The sequence below is a fragment of the Pseudovibrio sp. W74 genome (assembly GCF_001623085.1).
Classification (GTDB): Bacteria; Pseudomonadota; Alphaproteobacteria; order Rhizobiales; family Stappiaceae; genus Pseudovibrio.
Genome location: NZ_LMCJ01000008.1, coordinates 192,035 through 216,344, shown reverse-complemented (window position 1 = coordinate 216,344; position 24,310 = coordinate 192,035). Strand labels below are relative to the sequence as shown.

The 24,310-nt window shown below is 53.6% G+C and carries 19 protein-coding genes; 11 read left to right on the top strand and 8 right to left on the bottom strand.

The window, feature by feature from the left end; all coding sequences use genetic code 11:
• Positions 1 to 2 precede the first annotated feature (2 nt).
• The 4 genes from PsW74_RS07350 to PsW74_RS07335 all read right to left on the bottom strand — a co-directional run bounded on the left by PsW74_RS07350 (position 3) and on the right by PsW74_RS07335 (position 5,388).
• Entirely contained in the window at positions 3 to 728 is a 726-nt protein-coding gene (locus PsW74_RS07350; protein WP_063288571.1) for an aspartate/glutamate racemase family protein, read from the bottom strand.
• A gap of 10 nt (positions 729 to 738) precedes the next feature.
• Positions 739 to 1,989, bottom strand: a complete 1,251-nt coding sequence (locus PsW74_RS07345) for an FAD-dependent oxidoreductase (protein ID WP_063288572.1) — start codon at positions 1,987 to 1,989, stop codon at positions 739 to 741.
• The gene (locus tag PsW74_RS07340; protein WP_063288573.1) at positions 1,986 to 4,208 is read right to left on the bottom strand and encodes a TRAP transporter fused permease subunit; all 2,223 of its coding nucleotides are present in this window, start codon (positions 4,206 to 4,208) and stop codon (positions 1,986 to 1,988) included. The genes PsW74_RS07345 and PsW74_RS07340 overlap by 4 nt, the downstream gene beginning before the upstream one ends.
• A gap of 169 nt (positions 4,209 to 4,377) precedes the next feature.
• Entirely contained in the window at positions 4,378 to 5,388 is a 1,011-nt protein-coding gene (locus PsW74_RS07335) for a TAXI family TRAP transporter solute-binding subunit (RefSeq protein WP_063288574.1), read from the bottom strand.
• A gap of 148 nt (positions 5,389 to 5,536) precedes the next feature.
• On the opposite strand from PsW74_RS07335, the gene PsW74_RS07330 reads away from it, so the two are divergent.
• From PsW74_RS07330 to PsW74_RS07320, 3 genes are all read left to right on the top strand, one after another.
• The gene (locus PsW74_RS07330; RefSeq protein ID WP_063288575.1) at positions 5,537 to 6,460 is read left to right on the top strand and encodes a LysR family transcriptional regulator; all 924 of its coding nucleotides are present in this window, start codon (positions 5,537 to 5,539) and stop codon (positions 6,458 to 6,460) included.
• Positions 6,461 to 6,553: 93 nt separating this feature from the next.
• The gene (locus PsW74_RS07325) at positions 6,554 to 7,165 is read left to right on the top strand and encodes a cytochrome c oxidase subunit 3 (protein WP_063288576.1); all 612 of its coding nucleotides are present in this window, start codon (positions 6,554 to 6,556) and stop codon (positions 7,163 to 7,165) included.
• Positions 7,166 to 7,167: 2 nt separating this feature from the next.
• Positions 7,168 to 7,473 (top strand): hypothetical protein, encoded by a 306-nt coding sequence (locus tag PsW74_RS07320; RefSeq protein ID WP_063288577.1) that lies wholly within the window; start codon positions 7,168 to 7,170, stop codon positions 7,471 to 7,473.
• Positions 7,474 to 7,602: 129 nt separating this feature from the next.
• Here PsW74_RS07320 and PsW74_RS07315 read toward each other — a convergent pair whose 3' ends face one another.
• Both PsW74_RS07315 and gcvA read right to left on the bottom strand, forming a co-directional pair.
• Positions 7,603 to 10,101, bottom strand: coding sequence for a CoA transferase (locus PsW74_RS07315; protein ID WP_063288578.1), 2,499 nt, complete (start codon positions 10,099 to 10,101; stop codon positions 7,603 to 7,605).
• 313 nt (positions 10,102 to 10,414) lie between these two features.
• Positions 10,415 to 11,308 (bottom strand): transcriptional regulator GcvA, encoded by an 894-nt coding sequence (gcvA, locus tag PsW74_RS07310; RefSeq protein ID WP_063288579.1) that lies wholly within the window; start codon positions 11,306 to 11,308, stop codon positions 10,415 to 10,417.
• A 164-nt stretch (positions 11,309 to 11,472) separates the two neighbouring features.
• Here gcvA and PsW74_RS07305 point away from each other — a divergent pair, with 164 nt between their 5' ends.
• Both PsW74_RS07305 and PsW74_RS07300 read left to right on the top strand, forming a co-directional pair.
• Positions 11,473 to 13,095: a BCCT family transporter gene (locus PsW74_RS07305; RefSeq protein WP_208980913.1), complete on the top strand. Its 1,623-nt coding sequence runs from the start codon at positions 11,473 to 11,475 to the stop codon at positions 13,093 to 13,095.
• A gap of 73 nt (positions 13,096 to 13,168) precedes the next feature.
• Positions 13,169 to 14,365 (top strand): iron-containing alcohol dehydrogenase, encoded by a 1,197-nt coding sequence (locus PsW74_RS07300; RefSeq protein ID WP_063288878.1) that lies wholly within the window; start codon positions 13,169 to 13,171, stop codon positions 14,363 to 14,365.
• Positions 14,366 to 14,443: 78 nt separating this feature from the next.
• Here PsW74_RS07300 and PsW74_RS07295 read toward each other — a convergent pair whose 3' ends face one another.
• Together PsW74_RS07295 and PsW74_RS07290 are read right to left on the bottom strand one after the other, a co-directional pair.
• On the bottom strand, positions 14,444 to 16,375 hold the full coding sequence (locus tag PsW74_RS07295) for a DUF5054 domain-containing protein (RefSeq protein ID WP_063288580.1): 1,932 nt from the start codon (positions 16,373 to 16,375) through the stop codon (positions 14,444 to 14,446).
• A gap of 13 nt (positions 16,376 to 16,388) precedes the next feature.
• On the bottom strand, positions 16,389 to 17,447 hold the full coding sequence (locus PsW74_RS07290; RefSeq protein WP_063288581.1) for a LacI family DNA-binding transcriptional regulator: 1,059 nt from the start codon (positions 17,445 to 17,447) through the stop codon (positions 16,389 to 16,391).
• A gap of 271 nt (positions 17,448 to 17,718) precedes the next feature.
• Between PsW74_RS07290 and PsW74_RS07280 the strand changes: the two genes are divergently transcribed.
• The 6 genes from PsW74_RS07280 (at position 17,719) to PsW74_RS07255 (ending at position 24,308) form a co-directional block, all read left to right on the top strand.
• Positions 17,719 to 19,074, top strand: a complete 1,356-nt coding sequence (locus PsW74_RS07280; protein ID WP_063288583.1) for an extracellular solute-binding protein — start codon at positions 17,719 to 17,721, stop codon at positions 19,072 to 19,074.
• A 100-nt stretch (positions 19,075 to 19,174) separates the two neighbouring features.
• A complete protein-coding gene (locus PsW74_RS07275; RefSeq protein ID WP_057465211.1) occupies positions 19,175 to 20,083 on the top strand; it encodes a sugar ABC transporter permease in 909 nt (302 codons plus the stop codon).
• Entirely contained in the window at positions 20,083 to 20,913 is an 831-nt protein-coding gene (locus PsW74_RS07270; protein ID WP_063288584.1) for a carbohydrate ABC transporter permease, read from the top strand. Before PsW74_RS07275 ends, PsW74_RS07270 begins: the two co-directional genes overlap by 1 nt.
• 14 nt (positions 20,914 to 20,927) lie before the next feature.
• On the top strand, positions 20,928 to 22,028 hold the full coding sequence (locus PsW74_RS07265; protein ID WP_063288585.1) for an ABC transporter ATP-binding protein: 1,101 nt from the start codon (positions 20,928 to 20,930) through the stop codon (positions 22,026 to 22,028).
• Entirely contained in the window at positions 22,021 to 23,445 is a 1,425-nt protein-coding gene (locus PsW74_RS07260) for a CehA/McbA family metallohydrolase (RefSeq protein ID WP_063288586.1), read from the top strand. The genes PsW74_RS07265 and PsW74_RS07260 overlap by 8 nt, the downstream gene beginning before the upstream one ends.
• An 11-nt stretch (positions 23,446 to 23,456) precedes the next feature.
• Entirely contained in the window at positions 23,457 to 24,308 is an 852-nt protein-coding gene (locus PsW74_RS07255; protein WP_082830503.1) for a sugar phosphate isomerase/epimerase, read from the top strand.
• Positions 24,309 to 24,310: the final 2 nt, after the last annotated feature.

The following is a 24,310-nucleotide window of genomic DNA, read 5'->3' as shown; positions in this document are numbered from 1 at the left end:
ACTCAGATAAATCCGGGAAAGGCGTGCCGATGCGCCACCGAATGTGTCATGCTGGCAAGAGTGATGATATCAAACACAGGTCGGTTGATACGCGCTTGCAGCTGATGCGCATATGGCGGCAGATCAGTGCATTCCAAAACCACGGCACCAATATCCGGTGATCGCTCAATCATGTCATCTGCCGCAGCAAACAGCTCTTCTGTCACCTTGCCAAGGTCCATCTGCGTGCGTTCGCCGCGTAAGATCACAGCAGAAAACTCAGGGGCATCATCCAGTCCCTGAACCACAATCGGCACATGGGCAGCACCCACACCTTCCAGATGCTTGTCTGTCAAAGAGGCAGCGGACGCGGTGATGACCCCAACGGGTGCATTGGTCATGTGGTAGGCAAGGGAAACCTGTATGAGCGAGGATACAAAAACCGGAACAGAAACGGCCGCTGCGATTTCCTTTTGAAAGATCGCCAGAAATCCGCAGGACCCGGTGATTGCATGTACGCCCTGATCTTCCAGCCGTTTAGCGGCGCTGAGGATCGGCTCAAGCAACTCAGGTGAGGGATCAGCCAGCAGTTTTTGTACCGTCAATCCATGCAGGATCTCATAGGTCGTTGTAAACGGCAGGCTCGACGGGTTCTTGATGTGGCCGGGAGGCTTGGGGAAATAGCTTTCCAGTGAAAGAACGCCGATTGAAACGCCGCAAATGTTCTGGCCACCAGGATGAATGGTCATGCGAAATCCTTTAGTACCGTGTCACGTGATAGGGGGTCATATTGATGTTGGGGGTGGTGCCGGTCACTAGATCGGCAACCAATCTTCCAGTTTTTGGGGCCATCATCAGGCCGTAATGACTGTGGCCAAACGCGCCAATCAAATCCGGAAATCCGTCAATTTCGCCAATGCAAGGCAAACTGTCGGGCAAGCTGGGACGTTGGCCGGACCATGTGCTGATGTCATCCATCCGCAAGTCAGGCAACAGCTTGCTTGCAAGCTCCACCAAACCATCCAGCCGTTTCTGATTGATTGGCGCATCAAGCCCGGCAAACTCAGCCGTTCCGGCAACCCGAATGGCGCTCTCCATGGTGGAGGCGACAAACTTCATGTCCATATCCATGATGGAATGCGTGAGGGCAACACCGGGATTGCTGAAAGACACATGGTAGCCACGCTCAGCCTCCATCGGTACCTTGACCCCAAGTGGTTTCAGCAGCTTGGCAGACCAGACGCCCATGGAAAGCACCAGTTTCGGTGCAAAATGCGCGCCTGTCTCCGTCACATATCTCCAGCCGCCGCCGTCTCTTGGTGTGATGGAGTGCACCTCTGCTTGCTCAATGGTTCCGCCCATCTGGCGTAGCTTGTCGGCAAGCACTTCACCGATTTTACCGGGAGAGACAGCCCGTGCCTGTCCCTTGATGAGAACGGCGGCCTCAAACTCATGGGTTAAAGCAGGTTCCAGATCTCGTAAGGCCGCAGCTCCAATCTCTTCAATCTCAGCCCCCACAGCACGGCGCATGGCATAATCCGGGCCATCCAGATCAATCTGGGAGGCATCCCGAAATGCATGCACATACCAGCTGTCTTGCAGTAGTCCTTCGTGCCCTGTGCCTGAAAGGTGATGGCGGTAAAGCTCAATGCAGTCATGATTGAGAGCATGCATGGCATCGCCAATCGGCTGAATGCGCTCCTGTCGTCCCTCATAGAGAAACCGCAGGCCCCATGTGGCCACGCGAGGCAGGTAACTGGGCTTGATCGTCACCGGACCTTGCGGATCCATCAGCCAGCCGGGCACCTTCTTCCAAAGACCCGGCATGGACTGCGGCACCACAGACCACGGTGAGATAATCCCCGCATTGCCAGTAGAGGTGGCCTGACCGGGAGCATCCCGGTCAACCATGTGCACGCGCAAGCCTTTCTCAGCCAGAGACAGAGCACAGCAAATGCCAACCAACCCCGCACCAAGCACAGTGACATCAGGTACTACAGCTTCTGTCATTGTGTCGCCGCCTGCAAGTTGCGTTGGCTGGAAACCTGCTGGAACAAGACAGGCGCGATGATGAGAATTGCGGCCAGATCAGACCCCAGACTTGGAGCAACCAGCATCAATCCGCCAATAGCCATCAGCACACGCCACAGACCGTTGAGCGGAGCCATGAAGTAACCGGAAACGGCTGTTGCAATAGCAAACACACCCAGCGCACAGGTCAGCGTGACCTGCAAGAAGGAGACGAGGGTGAAGTATTCCGGCAAAACAATCAGCATGGTTGGCGCATAGACGAACACCATCGGCACCATGAGTTTGCCAAGCCCTAAGGTAAAGGCACTCACACCAGTCCTGAACGGGTTCGCCCCTGCAATGCCCGCCGCAGCATAGGCCGAGGCGCAAACCGGCGGCGTAATCTCGGAGATAACACCATAATAAAGCACGAACATATGCGTTGCTAAAGCGGGCACACCCAGTTGTGCCAGCGCCGGTTGAGCCACCGCGACAAGCATGATGTAAAGCGCTGTTGTTGGTAGACCAGCCCCCATCAAAATACAGGCAATAGCGATCAGAACCAGAGACAGGAACTGCTGAATGGAGGTTTGCCCGAACACTTCCAAAGAGGTCCAGTCAAGCAGCGGAGCTAATGAGGCTGCCATATCCGCAGCGCCATTGGTGACCATAAAGCCAAGACGGAAGCCAACACCGGTCGTGTTGATCACACCGACCACGATGCCAACAGCAGCAGAGGCAGCGCCCACGGCCAGTGCGTATTGCACGCCCACATGGCAGCTGTCGAACAGGTCTTTAAAGCTTTGGCGTTCATTGCGATGCAAACAGCCCAGCAAGGTCAGCGCGCCAAGCACCCCGGCCATCGTTGGCGAAAATCCTTCGCCGGAATATGGCGAGGCCTTCCAGAAAATGAAACCCAGCAACGCAAGAGGCACAGCCAGAGACAGCGGCTTATCGATGGCACAAAAGCCAACAACAACACAAAGCGAAATGCCAATAAACGCAGCCATGTTAGGCGAGTAGCCAGAAAACAGCACTACGAGCAGTCCGATGAGTGGCAGCACGGTAAACCAGCCCTCACGCCAAACCTGCACAAACTGCGGGATCTGGTCCTTAGGGTAGGCTTCCAGCCCAAGGCGTTTTGCGGTGAAATGCACGATGGACATGACGCCGATATAGTGCATCAGAGCAGGCACAATCGCTGCAATCACGATGGTGGTGTAAGGCACTTCCAGATATTCAGCCATCAGGAAGCTCGCAGCCCCCATGATTGGCGGTGTTATCTGACCGCCCGCACTGGCCGCAGCTTCAACACCGCCCGCAAAGTGACCTGGATATCCAAGCTTCTTCATATTGGGAATGGTCAGCGAACCGGTGGAAACCGTGTTGGCGATGGAAGAGCCGGAGATAGTGCCGAAGAAAGCGGAGGAGACAACGGAAACCTTCGCAGGTCCGCCCGTATAACGTCCGGCTAGGATCATCGCATTATCAACGAAGAACTGCCCAAGTCCCATGCGCTGCGCCACAACACCAAACAGCACGAAGTGAAACACAACAGTTGAAACGACCCAGAGCGTAACGCCAAAAATGCCTTCAAACGGGAAGTACATGTTGTTGACGAACTGCCGCCAGTCCACGCCCGGATGCTTCAGGATTTGGATCGGAATATATGGCCCCAAAAGCGCATAGCCGATGAAGACCAGAATGATCAGCGGCAGCACGATACCAATGGTCCGGCGCGCGATCTCCAGCACTGTTAAAATGATGATAGTGCCGAAGAAGATATCCGGTCCGGCTGGGTTGCCTTGTCGCAAAGCCTGCTCAGAAACCTGAATGCCAAAAAGGTCAAATCCACGCCAGCTGAACCACAGATACAGCGACCCCATCATCGCCAGGATCATGATCACCCAGTCAAGCAGCGGCACATTACCAAAGCTCAGGAACTTACCGGGCGTATTGGCCAAGGCACGATCAGATTTGAGGAAGGGGAACGCCAGAAAAATGAAGAAATACAACCCGGCCAGATGGATGCCCATGTGAACATAATCAACCGGCGTGCCAAATCCGGCGGTCCAGAAGTGATAGAGCGCATAGGCAATGGTCGCCCAATAAACCACTTTTGTCAGGATTGGCCCGTTGTCACGGGTATGGAGAGCGGAGTCATACTTTTTCTCCAGCTCTTCCAGAGCCTTGTTATCAAGGTGCGATTGTAGGGGCATGGAACCCTCCCGGGTCTGGGGTGCGTCATGCGGTGGTAGGAGCGTGTTGGACGATCTCTTCTCAACACCAACAGCTGCGCAAGCAAAAGCATGCGGCAAGGCTGAACCACCGGTGGCGACAAAAGACAGCGGAAGAAAACTCCCGCTGCCGTTTTAAGTCAGACTGTGATTAATCGAGCAGGCCAACTTCTTTGTAGTAACGCTCAGCACCCGGGTGCAGCGGCACGCCAATTCCATCAATGCCATCAAGCGCACTCTTCATGGTGATGACCTTGCCTTTCGGATGTCCGTTATCCAGTAGTTTACGGGCGGTCTTGGACCAAAGCGCCTTGGTGATCTCGTAGACCAGTTCCTCATCAATATTAGCATTGGTCACAAACATGCCGCTCACTGCCACCGTGTTGGTGTCATGCGTTACGCCCGGATAAGTGCCAGCAGGGATGTTGGAAGGTATGTAGTAGGGAACAGTCTTGTTCGCCTGAGCAACTTCAGTCTCAGTGAAGGAATAAAGATCCATGCCCTTGGTGTTATCCAGCTGGATCATGGCAGCAACCGGGGTTCCCGCAGCATAAAAGTAAGCATCCAACTGACCATCAGCTGTCCGCTCCGCGCTTTGAGAGTTGTTGAGTTCAGCTTCATCAATATTGTCACGATTGACGCCGTGGTCACCAAGAATGAGCTCAACAGCAATCTGCGTTCCAGAACCTGCCTGCGCAATTCCAACTCGTTTGCCCTTCAGGTCCGCAAGGCTGTACAGCTCACCACCCTTTGGCAGTACAAGATGCAAGTCCTCAGGGTAAAGGTTTGCAATCACACGAAGGTCTGGTTTGGCATTGCCCTCATACTTGCCAGAGCCGTGATAGGCAAAATGAAGTGTCGCAGCACCGGTCAGGCCCGCTTCCATCTGGCCCGCCTGAATGGCGTTCACATTGTGCGCAGACGCGTTGGTTGACTGCGCGATCGCCACCAGATTTGGAACACCGCAGTTGCCGCCCTGATCACACGGACGAGAGCCTGGTGGGTTGGAAATTGCGTTGGCAATGATCCCGCCAATCGGGAAGTAGGTTCCGCCAGCACCACCTGTACCAATGCGGAAAAACTTGATGTCCTGCGCAACCGCTGCACCACTGATCATCGTGCAAGCAAGCGCAATCCCGGCGCATTTACTGAATAATCCCATGAGTATCCCCCCTCTATAAATTCAGATAAGCCCAATTCAAGGTGATAGGTATTTATAATTATTGGCCTCATGGTGGTTAGCCTTATTCATAAAAGCAAATTCGAAATATTATGGTTATGATAGATTTTGTTTATATATTGAGGTGCCCATGAACCTGCAGCAACTGGCGGTTTTCCGCGAAATTATGAAAACCGGATCGGTCAGCCGCGCTGCACGAAACCTGCATCGCACCCAGCCCGCCGTCAGCGCATCGCTCAAAGCACTGGAAGATGATTTGGGAATGCCGCTCTTTCTGCGTGAAGGCCGCCGACTGATTCCTGTCCCAGAATCCCATTATTTGCTCTCGGAGGCCTCAGGCATTCTGGATCGTTTGAAGACGGTTGAGCAGAACCTCAGCAACATGCGCGATCAGGTGCAAGGCTCGTTGAGTATCGTTGCCATGCCCGGTCCATCCTCCTATCTGCTGCCCGAGTTCATCAGCAACTTCATCGAGGACAAACCGCAGGTGAAGGTCACTCTGGCAACCCGCAGCTCACCGCAAATCCTCAACCTGATCGCCGCACAAAGCTTTGACATCGGCTTTTGTGATGCAGCTGTAGGTACGGAGCAGGATGTCTTGTCTCACAACACCACAATCCCATGCACCTGCCTGTGCGCTGTCCCGAAAACATCAGCACTGGCAAACAAGAAGGTGATCCACGCGAAGGATCTGGACGGTGTGCCCATGGGTGTGCTCCAGCCCAGTCACTCCACCTTTGAGGCTACCAAAGCCGCGTTCCAATCCAGTGATGCGCATTTTGATATCCGCATCGATACTCAATACTTCCTGCCGCTGTTCCATTTTGTCGAAGCCGGGCAGATCTGCGCAGTTGTCGATGCTTTGAGTGCGGTCAGCTATCAGCGCAGCCGCGGGGATGCCTCCAAAATCGTGTTCCTGCCCTTCGAACCGACAGTGCCCTTCGGCTACTCCATCCTCGTGCCGCACCAGCGTCCACTGTCCCGATTGGCAAGCTCATTCGTCTCCTCCTGGCAAAACTGGGTGGAACAAACCATCAATCAGTCAATCAGATAGCAAAGAGCAGCTACAGTTAGCGCTCCAACAAGGACCACGCAGGCAAACCGATCTACTTTGCCATCAAACACTCATATCGGCTGGAAGGGCGTAATGAACGAGGTTTGCCAGAAAGAAAACGAGACTGCAGAACGGGTCTATCACCAGCCTGTCTCTCCCTGGGCACTGGAAAATCTGCCCGGTGATCCCATGATGTGGATCCTGATCGTCAGCGAAATCCTCGTGTTTGGCGGAGCGCTGTGGGCCTTCGCCGGCAATGAGCTGCTCAATCCTGAGATCTACCGTGAGGCACGCACGCACCTCAATGTGCCTCTTGCCACGTTAAACACAATCATCCTGCTCACCTCAGGCTTGTTTGCTGCCATCGCGGTGCGCTTTGCCAAAATCAAAGAGATTGTGAAGACAAGATTGGCATTGCTGGGGGCAGGAAGTCTCGGCGTCGTGTTCATCGCGCTCAAGATTTTCGAGTACAAGGAAAAGCTTGCCCTTGGCCTCAATGTTGAGACCAACACATTCTATACGCTTTACTATCTGGTCACTGGGTTCCATTTGGCCCACGTGATCTTTGGCCTGATCATACTCGGCATCATTGCCCTGTGGCCCACCGAGGACAACATGGAATCGGGCACAGCCTTCTGGCATATGGTTGATCTGATCTGGGTGATCATTTTCCCCATTTTCTATCTCATGGGGCAGGGGCTATAATCATGGACACCAACAAAACGACCTCTAAGAGCATCCAGATGAACGATCTGCTCAAAGCCTGGGTGGTTCTGGTCGCGCTTACACTGCTCGGCTACGGCCTCAGCCTGTTCAGCAGCGAATTGCTTATCTATGTGGGCCCGCTGATCATCGCTGCGCTAATCCTGTTTAAGGCGCGGATCATCCTGACCCGATACCTTGGCCTGACCAGATGCCCTGCATGGCTCTCCATGCTCACCTCTATGATTTTCACTTTAACAATGATTTGTGCAGCCCTGCTCACCTACGGCTCAGCAGCGCTTACGCAATAAAGACCTGAACAAGACACCAAAAAGCAGAACCCCCTCACAAGGCCTGAAGCGCTGTGAGGGGTTTCCATTAAAGCATATCCCTGATGTGTGGGCCCCTACTATGGGAAAGGGATATACGTTTTTGAGGGATCAGCTCGGCAGGAACTCTCGGCCCCAACCGGTGCCAGCAATCCGCCGTTCAATCATGTCGTCCACCTGCTCATCGCTGTATCCAACACCGGCAAGCACTTCGCGTGTGGAATTGCCGTAAGCCTCAGTGCTAGGCAAGGCGCGGATAGCGGCTTCCTCTGGACGGATGGAATAATGGTCGATCAGCGTCACGCGGTGCCCACTTGGATGATCCTCATAAGTGGAGAACGCGTAACTGCCACGATCAATACCAACCGCACCATCAGCTGTACGGGTGTACGTGTCGCGCAGATGCTCGATGCCCAGAGGCTGAGCCGCTGCAATATCCGCTGCTCTCAACTTCTCACACCAGCTTTCTGCAGTGTCCTGTTCAAAGGCAACACGCAGGAACTCAGCAGTGTCATTGGCTTCTTCCACACCGCTCAAACCTTCAACCTGTGCAAGGTCAATAAGCTCGTGGTCTTCTGCATCCATAAAGATCCACCCATCAGAGGCTTTATAGAAGTGTGAGAGCGCGTGGTTGCCAAGGGCATCACGTCCGGATGCTTCATCAAACGGGGCACGGCCTTCATAATCAAACGCAAACTTGATCTGCGCCAGATTGGTCACCGCTGACAGCGAGGTCCGCGCACGGGAGGTCTCTCCGGTTTTGTGCTTGTGATAAAGCGACAACGCCATACCAAGACCAGCAGCAAAGCCACAGTTTACGTCAAGCGTACCAAGGTGCGCATGCTCTTCCGGTGTATCAACGCCGCCAAATCGGCTCATGATGCCGCTGTTGGCCTGAATGATGTCATCATAACCAATGTAGTTGGTCTTCGGTCCCGGCTTTGGTCCGCCAAGACAGTCCAGACGGCAGAACAGAACGCCTGGATTGATTGCCTGCAAACTGTCATGGTCAAGGCCTAGCGGCTTCATCTGACGGTCAGGGGCATTGATCACCACAAGGTCAACGGACTTCACCAGACGCTCAAAAGCCTCACGACCTTCGCCCGTAGTAATGTCCACCAGCGCACTTTTCTTGCCGATGTTGGTCTGGAACGTAAACAGCGTACCAATCAGCGGATCGTAAAGCGGCTTCACTGGATCCAGCTTGATCACCTCAGCGCCAAACCGACCAAGGAAGGCAGTGGAATGCGGACCCGCAATCACGTTGGTCAGATCCAGAATACGCAGATCATTGAGCCAGCCGTCTTTGTCTGCCGTTGGAGCTGTTGGGGCAGGCAAAGAGCCCGTGTCGCCAACGGCTTTAAGAGTTGCCAAAGCCTCTTCAAAGGTTACGTTCTCGCGGGGTTTCGGAGTGAGCAGGTAGTCTACAATCTCCTCAAACCACACGACAGGACCGGGCTGTTTCATCAGGCCGTATTCTGGGTCGTTCACTTCGACAATCAGACCGGACGTGTTGCAGTGCTCGCTGTTCACCCATTCCTGTGTGGTGCGATGTGGTGCGCCCGGAATCTGGCCTTCACCAAAGATAACGCCCCACTCATCAGAGGTTTTAGTGAGGAACACCTTCTTCATTTTCACGGAAATGATATCAGCCCACTTTTTCGGAAGCGGATAAACACCAATGGACGTTTCCCCGTCCCACTCAGCAATTGGCAGGTGCAGGTTGTTTACCTCCGGCAGACCTTCAGCAAGCAACTCCTCGTAAATACCGAGAGCCTGCAAGCAGCGGCGGGCGTGATTGCGGTGAGACGGGCAGACCGCATAGAAATAACGGCCATCTGCACACTCATAGGTCCGGTAGAACGGATCGAGGTATTCCTGCAGATCTTCATAGGAAAGATCCATCTCGATATCATTTTCACGGCGATGGGTAATCTCGTGCTCGCGCATCGTCATGTAGCGCTCTGGCATGCCTTCAATCACGACAGAATTGTAGGAGAGGCCTTCCATAAGAGCAGCTGCAATCGGCACTTCAATCGTATCACCACGGCCTGTCTTCTCACGGGCAAGCAGCGCCATCACAACAGAGCTGGCCGCCATTGTTGTGGCATAAGAAGAGCCCAGTGGAAGCGGTGAGAAGCTTGGGTTCAGACCCATAAGAACACGGTTAAAGCCCATGTCGGTAAACGCGCCTGATGTGGCGGCCACGATAGCTTCCGTTGCTTTCCATTCACGGCGCAGCTCATCATTGCTGGCAAATCCTGGGACTGAAAGTGTAACCAGCTCAGGGCGTTCAGCACGTAGCGCAGCAAAATCGACACCAAGGTCTTTCATCTTGCCAGGGCGGAAGCTTTCAAGCACCACGTCGGCTGCTGCAATCAGGTCAAACGCCTTTTGCAAGCCAGCTTCTGACTTCAGATCAAGCCGGATGCATTTCTTGTTCCGATTTAAAATCGCATTTGCCGGGTGATCCCACTGAGGCCCTTGAGGCGGATCGACGTGAATAACAGTTGCGCCCATATCCGCAAGGATCATAGCAACAGCTGGACCTGCAATCTGCTGACCGAAGTCAACAACTCTGACACCTTCAAGGGGAAGTCTTTTTTCCATGCAACATCATCCTCAGAAACCGCCCATCGGCAGTTCTCAGTTTATTCCAGACATAATTATGTCTTTGATTTCAGGTTGTTATGGGTGAAATGCTTCGCAGCAACGGTTCACTTCATTGGAAAAACAATAGGCAGGCACCTACGTAGAAACCAGCAATTTAAATTTCGGTGCAGGCATAAAAATTTTTGTAGCTCGTCTAATTCTGAACTGTTTGATTTTGCCTTTGCCAGACTGGTGGAAGCTGAAATTTCTTCCACCAAACCTGTTTTATGCCGTCTGTGCAGCGGGGGCAGTGTCCTGCCCAAAAGGGAGATTACCCCTCATGTATTACGTTCAACAGCCAGTTTCTGAAGGTGACAGCATGCGGGTGCTCAAGGCTTGTGTTGGAGTAAACCAGATAAAACGCTTCTTCCGTCGGAACGCGATTTTCCAGTGGAGCAACCAGCTGGCCGGACTTCAGTGCATTTTCCACAAGACTTGTTCTGCCCAAAGCAACGCCTTCTCCTAAAGCTGCCATTTCCAAAGCCGTGACAAGCGTATCAAACTGATAACTCTGCCTCAGTTCCACGTCACTGTGCTTGGTCTGCTTCAGCCAGTATCCCCAGCCTTCCTGATAGCCAATCACATGCAAAACACTATGATTTGCAAGGTCTTTAGGCGATTCAAGCGGTCCGTTTTCTTCCAGATAGCAAGGACTGCAAACCGGAAATAGCTCGTCTCGTGTCAGTCGGTCACATTGAACTGACGGCCATTTTCCCCGCCCGTAGCGCACTTCCAGATCGCAGTCACCGGAGGTTTCTTTGTTGTCCAACCAGATGTTGGAGGTGACACGCAGGTTGATCTTTGGGTGCAGCTTGCGAAACTCTTTCATACACGGGGCAAGCCAGCGCATGAAGAACACCATGTTGATCTTCACAGTCAGCAGATTGTTCTGCCCCTGACCGAAGATTTCCTCCGTTGCCGCCTTCAGGCGCTCCACGGATTCGTGGACTGCCGGCAAATACGCCGCCCCCGCATCTGTCAGCTCCAGGCCACGCGGCAATCGTTTAAACAGCACAGATCCCAACTGACACTCCAGGCCCTTAATCTGGTGACTGATCGCTGCCTGCGTAAGGTTGAGCTCTGTTGATGCATGCGTAAAGCTGAGATGACGCGCCGACGCTTCAAATGCCCTGAGCCAATTGAGCGGGGGTAAATTCTTCTTCATTAACTTCTCCCATTCGTATGGGTAGAATTTCATACTCTACGTAAAACTATTCATAAATATTTTTATACCATTGGGTCTTTTTTTGTTGATTGATAACAATTTAACCCTCCGGCAAAAATTCAACCTTCAATCAGGACAGCAAAAATAAAGCTTGAGGGGGACAAATGTATAATAACAGCAATACTGAAAGAAGGACGGGGGAGGGCCTGTTTACAGGTGTAAATCCTGTTATGGCTGTCGGGTCTACAGTACTCGTCATTGCGTTTGTTTTATTTACTGTAATGGTTCCTGAAACTGCTGGCTCACTTTACAATTCAGCCAAAGGTTTCATCGCAAATAATCTATCTTGGTACTATATTGGTCTGGTCAGTTTTTTCCTGTTTCTGGCTTTCGCGATGACCATGAGCCGTTACGGCAATATTCGCTTGGGCAAAGATGACGAAAAGCCGGAATACAGCTTCTTTTCCTGGTTCTCGATGCTCTTTGGGGCCGGCATCGGTATCGGGATTCTGTTCTGGAGTATCGCAGAGCCGATCTACCACTTCCAAAGTAATCCGTTTATCGCAGAAGGGCAGGAAAGCTCCGTAGAAGCCGCCCAAATTGCAATGCGGATCAGTATTTTCCATTGGGGTTTGCATGGTTGGGCACTGTTTGCACTCTCCGGTCTGGGACTAGCCTATTTCCACTATCGCAAGGGCCTGCCGCTGTCCGTTCGTTCAGGGCTCTATCCGATTTTTGGTGATAAGATTTATGGTCCAATCGGCCACGCTGCCGATCTGCTTGCAGTTTTCGGTACAGTCTTCGGTATTGCGACATCTCTTGGGTTGGGAGCCCAGCAGATGAATACCGGCCTGAACTACCTGTTCGGCTTTGAAGTCAGCATCACCAACAAGATCATCATCATTGCGGTCATTTCCGTACTGGCAACCATGTCCGTCCTGAGCGGCGTGAACAAGGGCATCAAAATCCTGAGTGAATTCAACATGCACCTCACCATGGTGATGCTTGTGTTCTTCCTCATTTTTGGCCCGACCGTTTACATTCTCGGGTCTTTCGCAACCAATCTGGGCGACTACCTGACCAACGCAATTCCGCTTGGCTTCTGGGTCGAAACTGATCCGAGCAACAGCTGGCAGGGTGGTTGGACCATCTTCTACTGGGGCTGGTGGATCGCATGGGCGCCATTTGTTGGCATCTTCATCGCACGCATCTCCAGAGGTCGTACAGTTAAAGAATTCCTGCTCGGCGTATTGCTGGCACCAACACTGCTCTCCACATTCTGGATCACCACCTTCGGCAACACCGCAATGTTCCTTGAACTGTTCGGCGCTGGCGGCGTGACGGAAGCGGTGAATGCGGACATCACCTCGGCTCTTTACACAACCATCGAACTGATGGATCTGGGCTCCACGCTCACCATCCTCGGCGCGGCGATGTGTACAGTTTTGCTGGTGACGTACTTTGTAACCTCTGCGGATTCCGCGACGCTCGTTATCTGCACCATCTTGTCCATGGGCGACGAGAACCCGGCCAACCGCTACCGCATCTTCTGGGGCCTTTCCATTGGCGCCGTGTCTGCGGTGCTGTTGTTCGCCGGTGGCTTGCGAGCCTTGCAAACAGCCTCGATCGTGGCGGCTCTGCCGTATTCCTTCGTGCTGATCCTGACCACGTGGGGATTGCTTAAATCACTCCACCTCGAGGTCTCAGAAATCATCTCCACCATAGATGACGAAGAGCATCCTTATTCAGCTGGCAATGCAGCCCCTGCTGCAGCTCCAGCCGAGTAAGGCGCTCTCACCCCGAACCATCTGGGATGTTCCCGGCATCCCAGATGGTGACAATAACCAAAGGTTCATTCTCATGACATCTCAGATCATTCTGCCGCGCATCATGCAAGTTGGTGCGGGAGCCGCCCTTCAATTGCCTGCAGTTCTGGCAAAAATCGGCTGCAAAAAGCCTCTCATCGTCACAGATCCCATGATGGTTCAGCTGGGATATTCCGAATCTATGCAGGAAAGCCTGAAGGCCGAGGGCATTGAAAGCGAAGTTTTTGCAGATACCTTGCCTGAACCAACCGTCGCCTCCATCCTTCCGGGTGTGGAAAAGGCGCGGGAAGACAGCTATGACTGCATCGTAGCGCTTGGCGGCGGCAGCCCGATCGACAGCGCAAAAGCCATTGCGATTCTGGCAAAGTTTGGTGGGGAAATGCGCGACTACCGCTTCCCACGAGACGTCACAGAGCAGGGCCTGCCGGTTATTGCGGTTCCAACAACTGCTGGCACCGGCACAGAAGTCACTCGTTTCACCATCATCACGGATGAAGAGCGCGGCGAAAAGATGCTGTGTGTCGGCATCGGCTTCATGCCTGTTGCCGCCCTGGTGGACTACAAACTCACCATGAGCCTGCCAGCACGCATCACCGCGGACACCGGCATTGATGCCATGACCCATGCGCTCGAAGCCTATGTCAGCAAAAAGGCAAATCCATACAGCGACAGTCAGGCACTGGCTGCCCTGAAGCTGATCGGCCCGAACCTGCGTGAAGTCTACCACACAGGCAACAACGAAAAAGCACGTGAAGAGATGATGCTCGGCTCAACCCTTGCAGGCGTTGCGTTCTCTAGCGCATCCGTGGCTCTGGTGCACGGCATGAGTCGCCCAATTGGCGCGTTCTTCCACGTGCCGCATGGCCTTTCCAACGCAATGCTTCTTCCAGATGTGACAGCCTTCTCAATTCCAGCTGCACCACAGCGTTATGCTGAAGCTGCACGTGCATTGGGTTTTGCATCCCAGCAGGATGATGATGCCATGGCCAACCGCAAGCTCCTGATTGAGCTGCGTGCGCTCAACGATGAACTCTCCGTGCCAACACCAGAAGAATTCGGTATTGATCGCAAGGAGTTCATGGATCGCTGCGAAACCATGGCAGAGCAGGCGCTTGCCTCAGGTTCTCCGGGCAACAACCCGGTCACGCCAACCATTGCTGAGATGATGGAAATCTATCAGGGCTTGTGGGATGCCCGCGGCTCCGACAGCGAGTCTGTTGCAGCTGAATAAACTGAAATTCCTACGCTCCCGAGAGGCCAGCTCACGTCCAATGCCGTGAGCTGGCTTTTTTATTGCGGCTCTGGCGAATTAAGCGCCAATCTCCAACACAAACCGGGCGCTAAAGTCACCTTCCCACCACATCGGAAAGTTGGTGCCCCACTTGTTGTTGTAGATGTTGAACCGAAGCCCCTGATCATAAGCAGGTGCTTTGTGCTGGAACGGCATAAACGGCAAATCAGCAGGGGCCACGAGCGGAGAATCCAGCGGAACAATGCGGATTGCCTGATCTGCTTGTGCTCTCGCCCCAAAGATCGCCTGCAACTGACCTCCGCTCATATCCGGCAGGTCATGGGCCTCCACCCAATATCCGGTCTTGTCGAACTGCCAGCGTGCCGCACCATCTGGCGCAAACCGCAGAAACCCAGCCTCGGGCATCCGATTGGCAATCTTACCATAAAGCCGCAGCGTGATCTCCAGCTTGTCGTTTGACCCATTCAGTGCCAGCTGAATGTTGGAGGTCGCGCCGGGAATATCCGAGGCCATCACATAGGAAAGAACGACGTGATCGTCGGCAACCGCAAGCCCTTCAAACTTCGGGCAATGGCTTTTTGACGTCGCAGTCCCTGCCTTATCCAGTCCCGGCTTGATGTGATCCAGAATGGCCCATTCTTCTTCGTGGGTCAGATAGGCATCCATATGCGCTTTGACATCGCTGGCATCATAGGTTTCATGGGCAAACGAAAGCAGATTGTCATCCAGCCCAAACAGGTCTTTCCCATCTGGTGTTGTAAGCCGCTTGATAGCACCGGTGTCACTATCAATCTCCATGGACCAACCACCAAACCCGGCCTCATCGATAATCTCAAACGGACCAGCATGCGGAAGAGGGCAGCACAGTTCTTTCAGCGCTGCCCTGGCAATCTTCTGATCACCCTTATCAAGCGCAGCAACGGCATCCTTACAATAAGCCCGCTGTTCAGCCCAGGACGCTTCAGCATACTGAAAACGCGGATCGTTTTGGCGTGCAGCGTCAAAATCCCCGCGATCCCACGCCTGTTCATTGCGTAGATAGGTTTTGATATCTACCCCGCACGTATGCTCAGCCACCATGGAAAGCTTGCGACCAAAGGAAAGCCGCTCCGGCGTGATTTTGTCGTCAGCAAAACGATCATAAACCCGCTGCAATGCCCGGTACTGTGCTGACTTTACAGGATCAGTCGCGCTGCCATGGATCCAGCTGTCGCCGATTTCCTGCGTTACAACGGGGAAGCTTTCCCGGTGAGGCCACAGCACCTCGGCAAACTCATCCAGCGTCGCTGCCTTGATCTGATAATCCGGATACTGCCGCTCCATCGCACGGTATACATTCACCGTCTGTCCGATGTTCTGCGGCCCGATATTGTCTTCCGTATGCGCAAAGCTCAGGCCATCAGAAACACCCGGAATAAACTGGGTCGCACCATAGGAGTTTTGATAGAGCACCAGAACCTCCTCACCGGAAGGGGCCTGCCAGCGGAACACATCCGGCAGTTTTGGTGTCGGAGAGGCGGTGTTGACCCCCAGATGCAAAAACTTGATGCCAGCTTTCGCCATCAGCGGCACAATACCAAGCGTATGTCCGGGAACATCCGTCATCTTTGCGGCAATAGTTTTCACCCCAAACCGCTCATCCAGTTCTTTGGAGTAGGAAAGGCCGGCCTCAAACAGGGCTGGTGACATCAGCTCAGAATGTGTCGTGAACGGCAATCCGTGCCAGCGGATCAAACCCTTCTCAATCGCAGCTTCCAGTCGCTTTGCTTCAGTAGCTGACGCCTCGTTCAGATAGTCCCAGATCAGCCATGCGCCCGTGGTCCAGCGAAATTTCGGGTCCTGCGGGTTTTCAAAATAGAAATGCTCCGCCGTATCAAGCGCTTGCGGCAAAAAATAGGAGTGATAACGCTGCCGGACCTTCTCCGCATGATCAGTGAAACCGATATCCAGATGGGTTTTGAAAATCAGGTGAATAGTATTTGGGGACATATTTCTTTGCTTCTTATGAGCCAACAGTACCGCGCACAATCAGGCGGGTCTGCAGTGTCTCGGTCATGGCTGGGGCATTGGGGTCTTTAAGGCGCCGCAAGATAAGCCGTACGAGAGCCCGGACACGATCTTCCAGATCAATTTTTACAGTGGTGAGGTTGTAGCTCAGCCATCCGGACTGAGCGATGTCATCAAAGCCAACCACTTTCACATTCTCAGGAACCCGCAGGCCCAGCTGAAAGCGCAGCGCATCAATCACACCAAATGCACCGACATCATTTGCAGAGAAGATGCCATCAACGCCTTCGCCAACCTTGAACAGGTCCAGCGTGGAGGCGAGGGCGGTCTCATAGGTATAGTCGCCCTGCAACACCAGCGGCTCTGGCAAGCCACGCTCTTTCATGATGCATTTGAACGCGCGCTCACGCTCTGTATTTGCAAGGGATGTGGTCGTACCACCAAGATAGGCAAAGTTCTTGCAGCCATAAGCCTGCATCAAAGCAACAGCCTGATCAATCCCGGTCTTCTGATCCACAATCAAGCGATCAAAGACGGATGTGGAGCCCGGCTGGTTTGGCAAACTGCCATCCTCCGAATAACTCACGTAAATCGGCACGGCACGGCCCAGCGAGTGGGTCAGTGTGTCAGGTGAAACGTTCTCGGCAAAAGCGATGATGCTGTCCAGGTTGAAGCCCTTCATATAGGTCAGCAACCGCTCATCCATGCTCTGGTCAGTGCGGGTCTTGAAGAGCAGCGTGGCAAACCCTTCCCCTTGCAGAGCAGTGGTCAGCGCGTCGATTTCCTGCGATTCCCATGGGCTGCACACATCCGGTACGATCACCCCCACCAGATGGGATCGGCGTGTCACCAGCGCGCGGCCCGCCATGTCTGGCGTGTAACCCAACTCCTTCGCGATCTTGAGAATCAGATCACGCTTTTCCTTCTTCAAAGAGGCATGTGGATTGAAAGCGCGTGAAACAGCGACTCGCGATACGCCTGCAAGTTTGGCAACTGTATCTGCCGTCGCGCGTTCGGGGCGTTTCGCCTCTTGGATGTTTGGATGCTCTGACACTCAAAACCACTCAATTTGTGAAAACGTGTTCACTATTAATGCCGTATATAACCCTAGGATGTCAATCGAACATTCTTTATGCACGACGAAAATATGACAGTTTTGTGCCGTTTCTGTAAAATATTTGCTGGCGTAATATTTTAGAATCCTCTTGATTTTCTCTTGAGTGTTGACGAATAATGAAAACGTGTTCATTTTAAATTCACTGATCGATTTCTCAAGATTAGTGACAAGGCACACCAACACAGGATGCCCTGGGGGGATAATTTAGATGAGTAAATTGCGTAGTTATGCATTGGGTCTTGCAGCTGCCACAGCATTGGCCGGGCCAGCAATGGCAACGGACGTCACCATCACTTGCCGTTGTGTGGAAGGCGGCGTGAACAGTGCAGCTGCTGTCTGGCTGAAAACAAGCGTCATTCCTGGTTTTGAAACCATGATGAAAGCCACAGGCAAAGACGTAAATGTGATTTTTAAAGAGTTTGCCGGAAAAGACGAGCAGCTGACACAGCAGCTTGCATTGGACTTTTCAACCGGCGCAGGCGCGGACGTATCATCGTTCGACGGCTTCCTTATTCCAAACTTCGTAGACGCAGGTCTGCTGAAGCCATTGGAAGAGGTTGCTGGCGCAGAGGTGAACCAGTGGGAAGGCTGGTCTCACATTTCTGATGGCTCCAAAGAGCTGATGTCCTACGGCGGCAAGGCCTACGGTATCGCGCTTGGCACAGACAGCCGCATGATCTTTGTGCGCAAAGACATCTTCGCACAGGCAGGCATTGACGCTGACACATGGCAGCCAACATCCTGGAAAGACGTTCTGGATGCAGCGCGCACCATCAAAAAAGCAATGCCTAAATCCGCTCCGCTTCAGCTAAATGCGGGCGTTTCCATGGGCGAAGCAACCACCATGCAGGGCTACTGGATGGCCATTCTCGGCACCGGCGAAGGCATGCTGGACGAGAACGGCAAGTGGATCGTTTCCTCACAAGGCATTCTCGATACACTGAACCTTTATAAGACCATCTACGTTGATGAAAAGCTTGGCGACAAACGCGCACAGCTGTTGGGTGATGGCCGTAACCGGACTTTCGCAAACTTCCGTGATGGCAAAACAGCCATGCTGGTTGAAGGCGACTGGTTCTACCGCTCAGTCACCAAGCCGGGCGCTGAATTTGAAGTCAAAGACCGTAACGTCAACATGACCTGGAAGAAGATGCCAGCTCAGGAGCCAGGCAAAGGTTTCCGTGGTCAGGACTTCGTGACCATGTCCGGTGGTACGGGTTTTGTGATCAATCCAAACTCCAAAGCTCCAAAAGAGTCCTGGGCGCTGTTGTCCTACATGAACTCCAAAGAGCAGCTGGATGCATTCCAGGCGATCAATCCGCGCGTTCGTATTCGTGATGATGTCTGGATTCCAAACTCTGACTTCCTGACAGAGACCTCTCAGACGCTTCTGCCACTGACCACAGCCCGTCCAAACAACGCCTACTACAACAAAGTATCTGTTGCAGTACAGCGTATGACAGAGGCAGTTGTCTCCGGCGAACAGACACCAGAACAGGCCATGGCGCAGTACAAGTCTGACGTCACCGCCATTGTTGGTGAAGAAAACACCGTAAGCAAATAAGGCTTACCCCAACTCCGGGGCAGGGCGCGCTCCTGTTGCGCGCCCTTATCCTCTCCCTGATCTTTCGATCCAGTAATCTCCCTTCTTGGGAAGGTGTATTTTGAAGAACTTCTCTTTGTTGTCTGTGCGCGCGGGAACGCTGTTTTTCTCGCCCGCTGCGGCTCTTGTCGGCGCATTTGTGATCGTCCCCTTCTTCTGGGTGATCTTTGTCTCCTTCACCAACAGAACTCTGCTTGGTAAAACAGCTCTCAACCCCGAGTTTGTCGGGTTTGATAATTACGTCGCCTTGTTCAACATGGAAACGTTCTTCACACGAGGCCAGTTTGGGTTCTCGCTCATTCTTACAATTCAGTTTGTGCTGCTCTCCGCTCTTATCGGGCAGGCACTGCTGGGCATGATCCTCGCATGGTTGCTGCAATCAACACCCAAATACGTGAAGGTCTTCTCTGAATCTGCCGTCATCGTGGCATGGATTCTGCCAGAAGTCGTGATCGGTTTCGCCTGGTTTGCCTTCCTTGATTACGACAACGGCACTTTGAATATGCTGACAACAGCACTCGGGCTGGAGCCGGGAGACTGGTTGCTGGACAATCCGTTCTGGGTGATCGTGTTCTTCAACACCTGGCGCGGTGCAGCGTTCTCCATGATGCTGTTCAACTCCGCGTTTGCCTCTCTTCCGCCAAGCTACTTTCAGGCCGCTGATGTTGCTGGCGCGACGTCTTTCCAAAAATTCAAAGACATCGCCTTGCCGCTTATCAAAGGGCACGTGGTGACAGATCTGATCCTCATCACCATGTGGACGTTCAACGTGTTTACCCCGTTCCTGCTGACGCAAGGCGGCCCGTCTTACCGCACTGAGCTGCTGTCCATCTACACGTATCGCGTCGCCTTTAAAGACTTTGAATTTGGCAAAGGGGCCGCCGTTGGTGTGGTCATCATGTTGATCAACCTTGCCTTTGCGCTGTTCTATCTGCGCATCGCAAAACAGAAACATAAGGGAGCGGAATAATGACCCTCTCATTCCAGCAAATTCTGTCCCGTATCAGCTTCTCTGTTCTTGCAGCCCTGATCGGCATCTGCTTTGCCTTGCCTCTGATCTGGTTTCTGTTTGCGCCCTTCAACGCGCGGGCAGAACTCGGACTGGAAATTCCAAGCCCGTTTACGCTGAAGAACTTCTTCACCGTATTTGAAAACACCTTCGCAATGCGCGGATTGCTGAACTCGTTCATCCAAAGCATTGGCGGTGTGGTTCTTGTTGGGTTTGCTGCAACCTTGGCAGCCTATGCTCTGTCACGCTCGGACATTCCCGGCAAAAAAAGCATCACATATCTGCTGCTGCTGTTCTCCTCCGTGGTGTCTGGCAGTGCGGCGATGGTTCCAATCTTCCTGATCGTCTCCAAGCTTGGCCTCATCGACACCCATATCGCTGTAATCCTCGTCTTCGCTGGCGGTCTGCTGCCAACAGCCATGTTCATCCTGCGCGACTTTATCGACGGCATTCCCAAGTCCTATGAGGAAAGCGCCATGGTCGCCGGAGCGTCCTCCATGCAGGCCTTCCGGGATGTGGCACTGCCAGTCATCCGTCCGGGGATCGTGGTCGTGGTGGTCTGGGCCTTCGTCAACATCTGGGGCAGCTTCCTGATCCCGTTCATTCTGCTGCGCTCTGACGAGTTGATGCCTGCCTCTGTGGCCATCTACTCCTTCTATTCAGAAGCTGGAACGCCAATCGTCACGCTGCTTGCAGCCTATGCGCTGATCTACTCGTTCCCTGTCATCTCTCTCTATCTGTTCGTAAACTGGAAGTTTGGTTTCCGGTTCTTCGGCGGCATTAAAGCATAATCGGAAGAACAAAAATGGCTTCTATCTCCTTTCAAAACGTCACCAAGTCTTTCGGCGATTTTAATGCAGTCTCCAATGCCAGCTTTGAGATCAACGACGGCGAGTTCATCTGTCTGTTGGGCCCGTCTGGCTGCGGAAAAACCACCAGTTTGCGCATGATCGCCGGGCTGGAAACGCCAACCAGTGGCCGCATTTACATCGGCGATAAAGATGTAACCGGCCTGCATCCGCGTGATCGCAAAATCTCCATGGTGTTTCAGGATTATGCACTCTATCCGCACATGAACATCAGCCAGAACATCTCTTATCCGTTAAAAGTACGCGGTGAGAATGAAGCCACCCGCGGCGAGCGGGCGCAGGAAGTCGCTGATGTTCTGAAGATCGGCCATTTGCTGGACCGTTTGCCAGCGCAGATCTCTGGCGGCCAGCAACAGCGCACGTCACTTGCCCGTGCACTGGTAAACCCCAGTCAGGTCTACTTGTTTGATGAGCCGCTCTCCAATCTGGATGCCAAGCTGCGTCTGGAAGCGCGCGGCTTTCTGCACCACTTGCAACACAGCATGGGCATGACCTCGGTTTACGTCACCCACGATCAGGCCGAAGCCATGGCGCTCGCCACCCGTGTTGCGGTCATGGATCAGGGTCGGATCGTTCAGTTCGCAACCCCAATGGAAATCTACCGCAAACCAGCCACCACCTTCGTAGCAAACTTTGTCGGCAACCCGCCCATGAACCTGTTGCCAGTGGAAGCGATGGTGGAAGACAACAGCCTGAAGGTGAAAGCTGATGGTCTGGAAGTTGTGGCCTTGCCGATGCATAAGTCCTTTGCAGAAGCCGTTGCCATCAACCCCAACATCACGCTGGGGGTCCGCCCGGAACATCTGCGTGCAACAGCTGAAGAAGAAAACGTGGTGCGCGGAAAACTGTTTGCCAATGAAAACATGGGCGCCGAGAAGCTCGTCACCATCGAGCGTCCGGATGCTGCCCGCTTCACAGCCCGCATCTTCACAGATGACGACATCATCCTGTCAGAAGATGTAGCTCTCGGCTTTTCCAGTCAGCATATCTCCTTGTTTGATGCAGACGGAAACAGATTGGCATTGGACAATGAGTGACACTCTGGACCACCTCAATTTGCAGCACCACACCACGAAGGCGGATCAGCTCAAAGATCCGTACTTCTATCTGGAATTTGAGGTGCCGGAAGGAACGACACGCTTTGACGTGTTGCTGAACTACCCCAAGGCCAAGGATTGTATCATCGATCTTGGATGCCTTGATCCCGAGATCACGCCGTTTCCGGCAATCTCGGGGTTTCGTGGCTGGAGCGGGGGCGCCCGCGACAGCTTCTTCATCGCGCTGGATGATGCCACTCCGGGCTATGTCCACGGACAGATCAAACCGGGCACATGGCAGATAATTCTGGGCCTTTATAAAGTGCCGGAAAATGGGGCGGATGTTGACCTCACCATCTCCTTCGATCAGGCCCCAAGAAAGCTTACGCCGCAGCCCGTGACACCCAATCCGGTGCGTCACGGAGCAGGGTGGTACAAGGGAGATCTGCACTGCCACACCTTCCACTCCGATGCGCGCGGTGCACCGGAGTTACTCCACGCCGCTGCAAAACAGGCAGGGCTGGATTTTCTGGCAATCGCGGACCACAACACCACCACCCAGCGCAGATATTTCCACCCGCATTCTTCACAGGATCTGGTCTTCGTAAGGGGCATGGAAGTCACAACCGCAGTCGGTCACGCCAATGTCTTCGGCATTGATGACTGGCTCGACTTCCGCATGACTAGGCCAGACCACGCCCACATCGTTGCCAAAGCGGCTCATGAGCGCGGCGGCCTGTTCTCCATCAATCACGACAAACCGCCGATTGACTGGACCTACGAGCTGCCAGAGACCGACTGTATGGAGGTCTGGCAATCCGCATGGCTCATGTACAACTGGGTGTCACTGGCACGCTACCAGAAACGCCTCAGTGAGGGGCATCAGATTTCGCTGATCGGTGGCAGCGACTACCATCAACCCGACCAACTGTTACCGGAAGGCCCGCTTGTGCTGGCTCGCCCGACGACAGTGCTCTGGCTGGATGAACTCAGCGAGCAAGCTGTTCTGAACGCCATGAAAGCAGGGCTCGGGTATGTGACCGAAGGGCCAGACGGCCCGCACCTGTCGCTCACCTCCGGTTTGGCGCGCATGGGGGATGAAGTGTCGGCAGGAAACACAGGTTTCTCCGTCCACGTCAAAGGCGCCAAAGGGGATGTGTTGCGCTGGGTGGATGCATCCGGCTTACGGAAAGAAGATGTTCTCATCAATGATGAACAGCAGATCTCCTTCAACCAGCCAGCTACAGGATTCCTGCGAACTGAGATCGTTGCGCGTGAAAACCACACCGGGCTGCTTGAAGAATTTTTAGGGGCGTTCAAAGGCAAAAAGCTTCCTTTGGGGCTCACTGAAGCAGACATACTGAAACAGCCCATTATCCGGGCTCTTTCCAATCCAATATACATAGTAACGGAATAGGACAGCACGGCATGTTGATCGGGAATGCACCGTGTTCATGGGGCGTCTGTTATCCAACAGGCAACGCATACACGCCAGAGGAGTATCTGGCAGAGGTCGCAAGCGCAGGCTACAAGGGGACTGAGCTTGGCCCTCTCGGCTACCTGCCAAGGGACACAGAGGCGCTCAAAGCCATGCTGATAAGGCACGATCTCACCCTGATCGGCGCAACCCACGTGCACACGTTCTCCCAGCCGGAAACCAGCGCCCGGTTTCATGAAGACATGCAAGCACAAGGTCAACTCCTGTCATCCCTTGGCGCTAAGCATCTGGTGGTGATGGATGAAAGCAACGTCTACCCATCAAACCAGCTCGGTGTGATGACACAGGCTGCACGCGCGCAAATGTATGAGGACCTCACAAAGGCCCATGCAATGCTTGCTGAAGTCTACGGTGTTGCGCTGAGTTTTCACCCCCACATCGGCACATGCGTTGAGCTGGAAGACCAGATCGACGATCTGCTGCAAAACACGCCGCTCAATCTGTGTCTTGATACAGGCCACCATGCGTTCTGGGGTCAGGACCCACTGGCGTATATGCAGCGCAAATGGGACCGCATCGACTACATGCATCTGAAAAACGTTGATCCAGCTGTACGCACGCGCGTTCTGTCTGGCGAACTCAGCGTTCCTGCGTCTCTGGCTGCAGGGGTCATGTGCCCACTTGCAGACGGAGCCGTTGATATTGCGGCGGTTATGGACGTCCTGCAGGCAAGGGACTTCCGGGGACCGGTTGTTGTTGAGCAGGATATTGCTGAAAACGCAAGTGAAACACCGCTGGAACTCGCCCGCCGCAACTTCTCCTTTATTGCAAAACTCGCTTAAGT

What these genes read in the sequence shown, in the direction of transcription:
- PsW74_RS07350 (WP_063288571.1), bottom strand. Translation starts at nt 728, where the DNA reads ATGACCATTCATCCTGGTGGCCAGAACATTTGCGGCGTTTCAATCGGC.
- PsW74_RS07345 (WP_063288572.1), bottom strand. Translation starts at nt 1,989, where the DNA reads ATGACAGAAGCTGTAGTACCTGATGTCACTGTGCTTGGTGCGGGGTTG.
- PsW74_RS07340 (WP_063288573.1), bottom strand. Translation starts at nt 4,208, where the DNA reads ATGCCCCTACAATCGCACCTTGATAACAAGGCTCTGGAAGAGCTGGAG.
- PsW74_RS07335 (WP_063288574.1), bottom strand. Translation starts at nt 5,388, where the DNA reads ATGGGATTATTCAGTAAATGCGCCGGGATTGCGCTTGCTTGCACGATG.
- PsW74_RS07330 (WP_063288575.1), top strand. Translation starts at nt 5,537, where the DNA reads ATGAACCTGCAGCAACTGGCGGTTTTCCGCGAAATTATGAAAACCGGA.
- PsW74_RS07325 (WP_063288576.1), top strand. Translation starts at nt 6,554, where the DNA reads ATGAACGAGGTTTGCCAGAAAGAAAACGAGACTGCAGAACGGGTCTAT.
- PsW74_RS07320 (WP_063288577.1), top strand. Translation starts at nt 7,168, where the DNA reads ATGGACACCAACAAAACGACCTCTAAGAGCATCCAGATGAACGATCTG.
- PsW74_RS07315 (WP_063288578.1), bottom strand. Translation starts at nt 10,101, where the DNA reads ATGGAAAAAAGACTTCCCCTTGAAGGTGTCAGAGTTGTTGACTTCGGT.
- gcvA (WP_063288579.1), bottom strand. Translation starts at nt 11,308, where the DNA reads ATGAAGAAGAATTTACCCCCGCTCAATTGGCTCAGGGCATTTGAAGCG.
- PsW74_RS07305 (WP_208980913.1), top strand. Translation starts at nt 11,473, where the DNA reads ATGTATAATAACAGCAATACTGAAAGAAGGACGGGGGAGGGCCTGTTT.
- PsW74_RS07300 (WP_063288878.1), top strand. Translation starts at nt 13,169, where the DNA reads ATGACATCTCAGATCATTCTGCCGCGCATCATGCAAGTTGGTGCGGGA.
- PsW74_RS07295 (WP_063288580.1), bottom strand. Translation starts at nt 16,375, where the DNA reads ATGTCCCCAAATACTATTCACCTGATTTTCAAAACCCATCTGGATATC.
- PsW74_RS07280 (WP_063288583.1), top strand. Translation starts at nt 17,719, where the DNA reads ATGAGTAAATTGCGTAGTTATGCATTGGGTCTTGCAGCTGCCACAGCA.
- PsW74_RS07270 (WP_063288584.1), top strand. Translation starts at nt 20,083, where the DNA reads ATGACCCTCTCATTCCAGCAAATTCTGTCCCGTATCAGCTTCTCTGTT.
- PsW74_RS07265 (WP_063288585.1), top strand. Translation starts at nt 20,928, where the DNA reads ATGGCTTCTATCTCCTTTCAAAACGTCACCAAGTCTTTCGGCGATTTT.
- PsW74_RS07260 (WP_063288586.1), top strand. Translation starts at nt 22,021, where the DNA reads ATGAGTGACACTCTGGACCACCTCAATTTGCAGCACCACACCACGAAG.
- PsW74_RS07255 (WP_082830503.1), top strand. Translation starts at nt 23,457, where the DNA reads ATGTTGATCGGGAATGCACCGTGTTCATGGGGCGTCTGTTATCCAACA.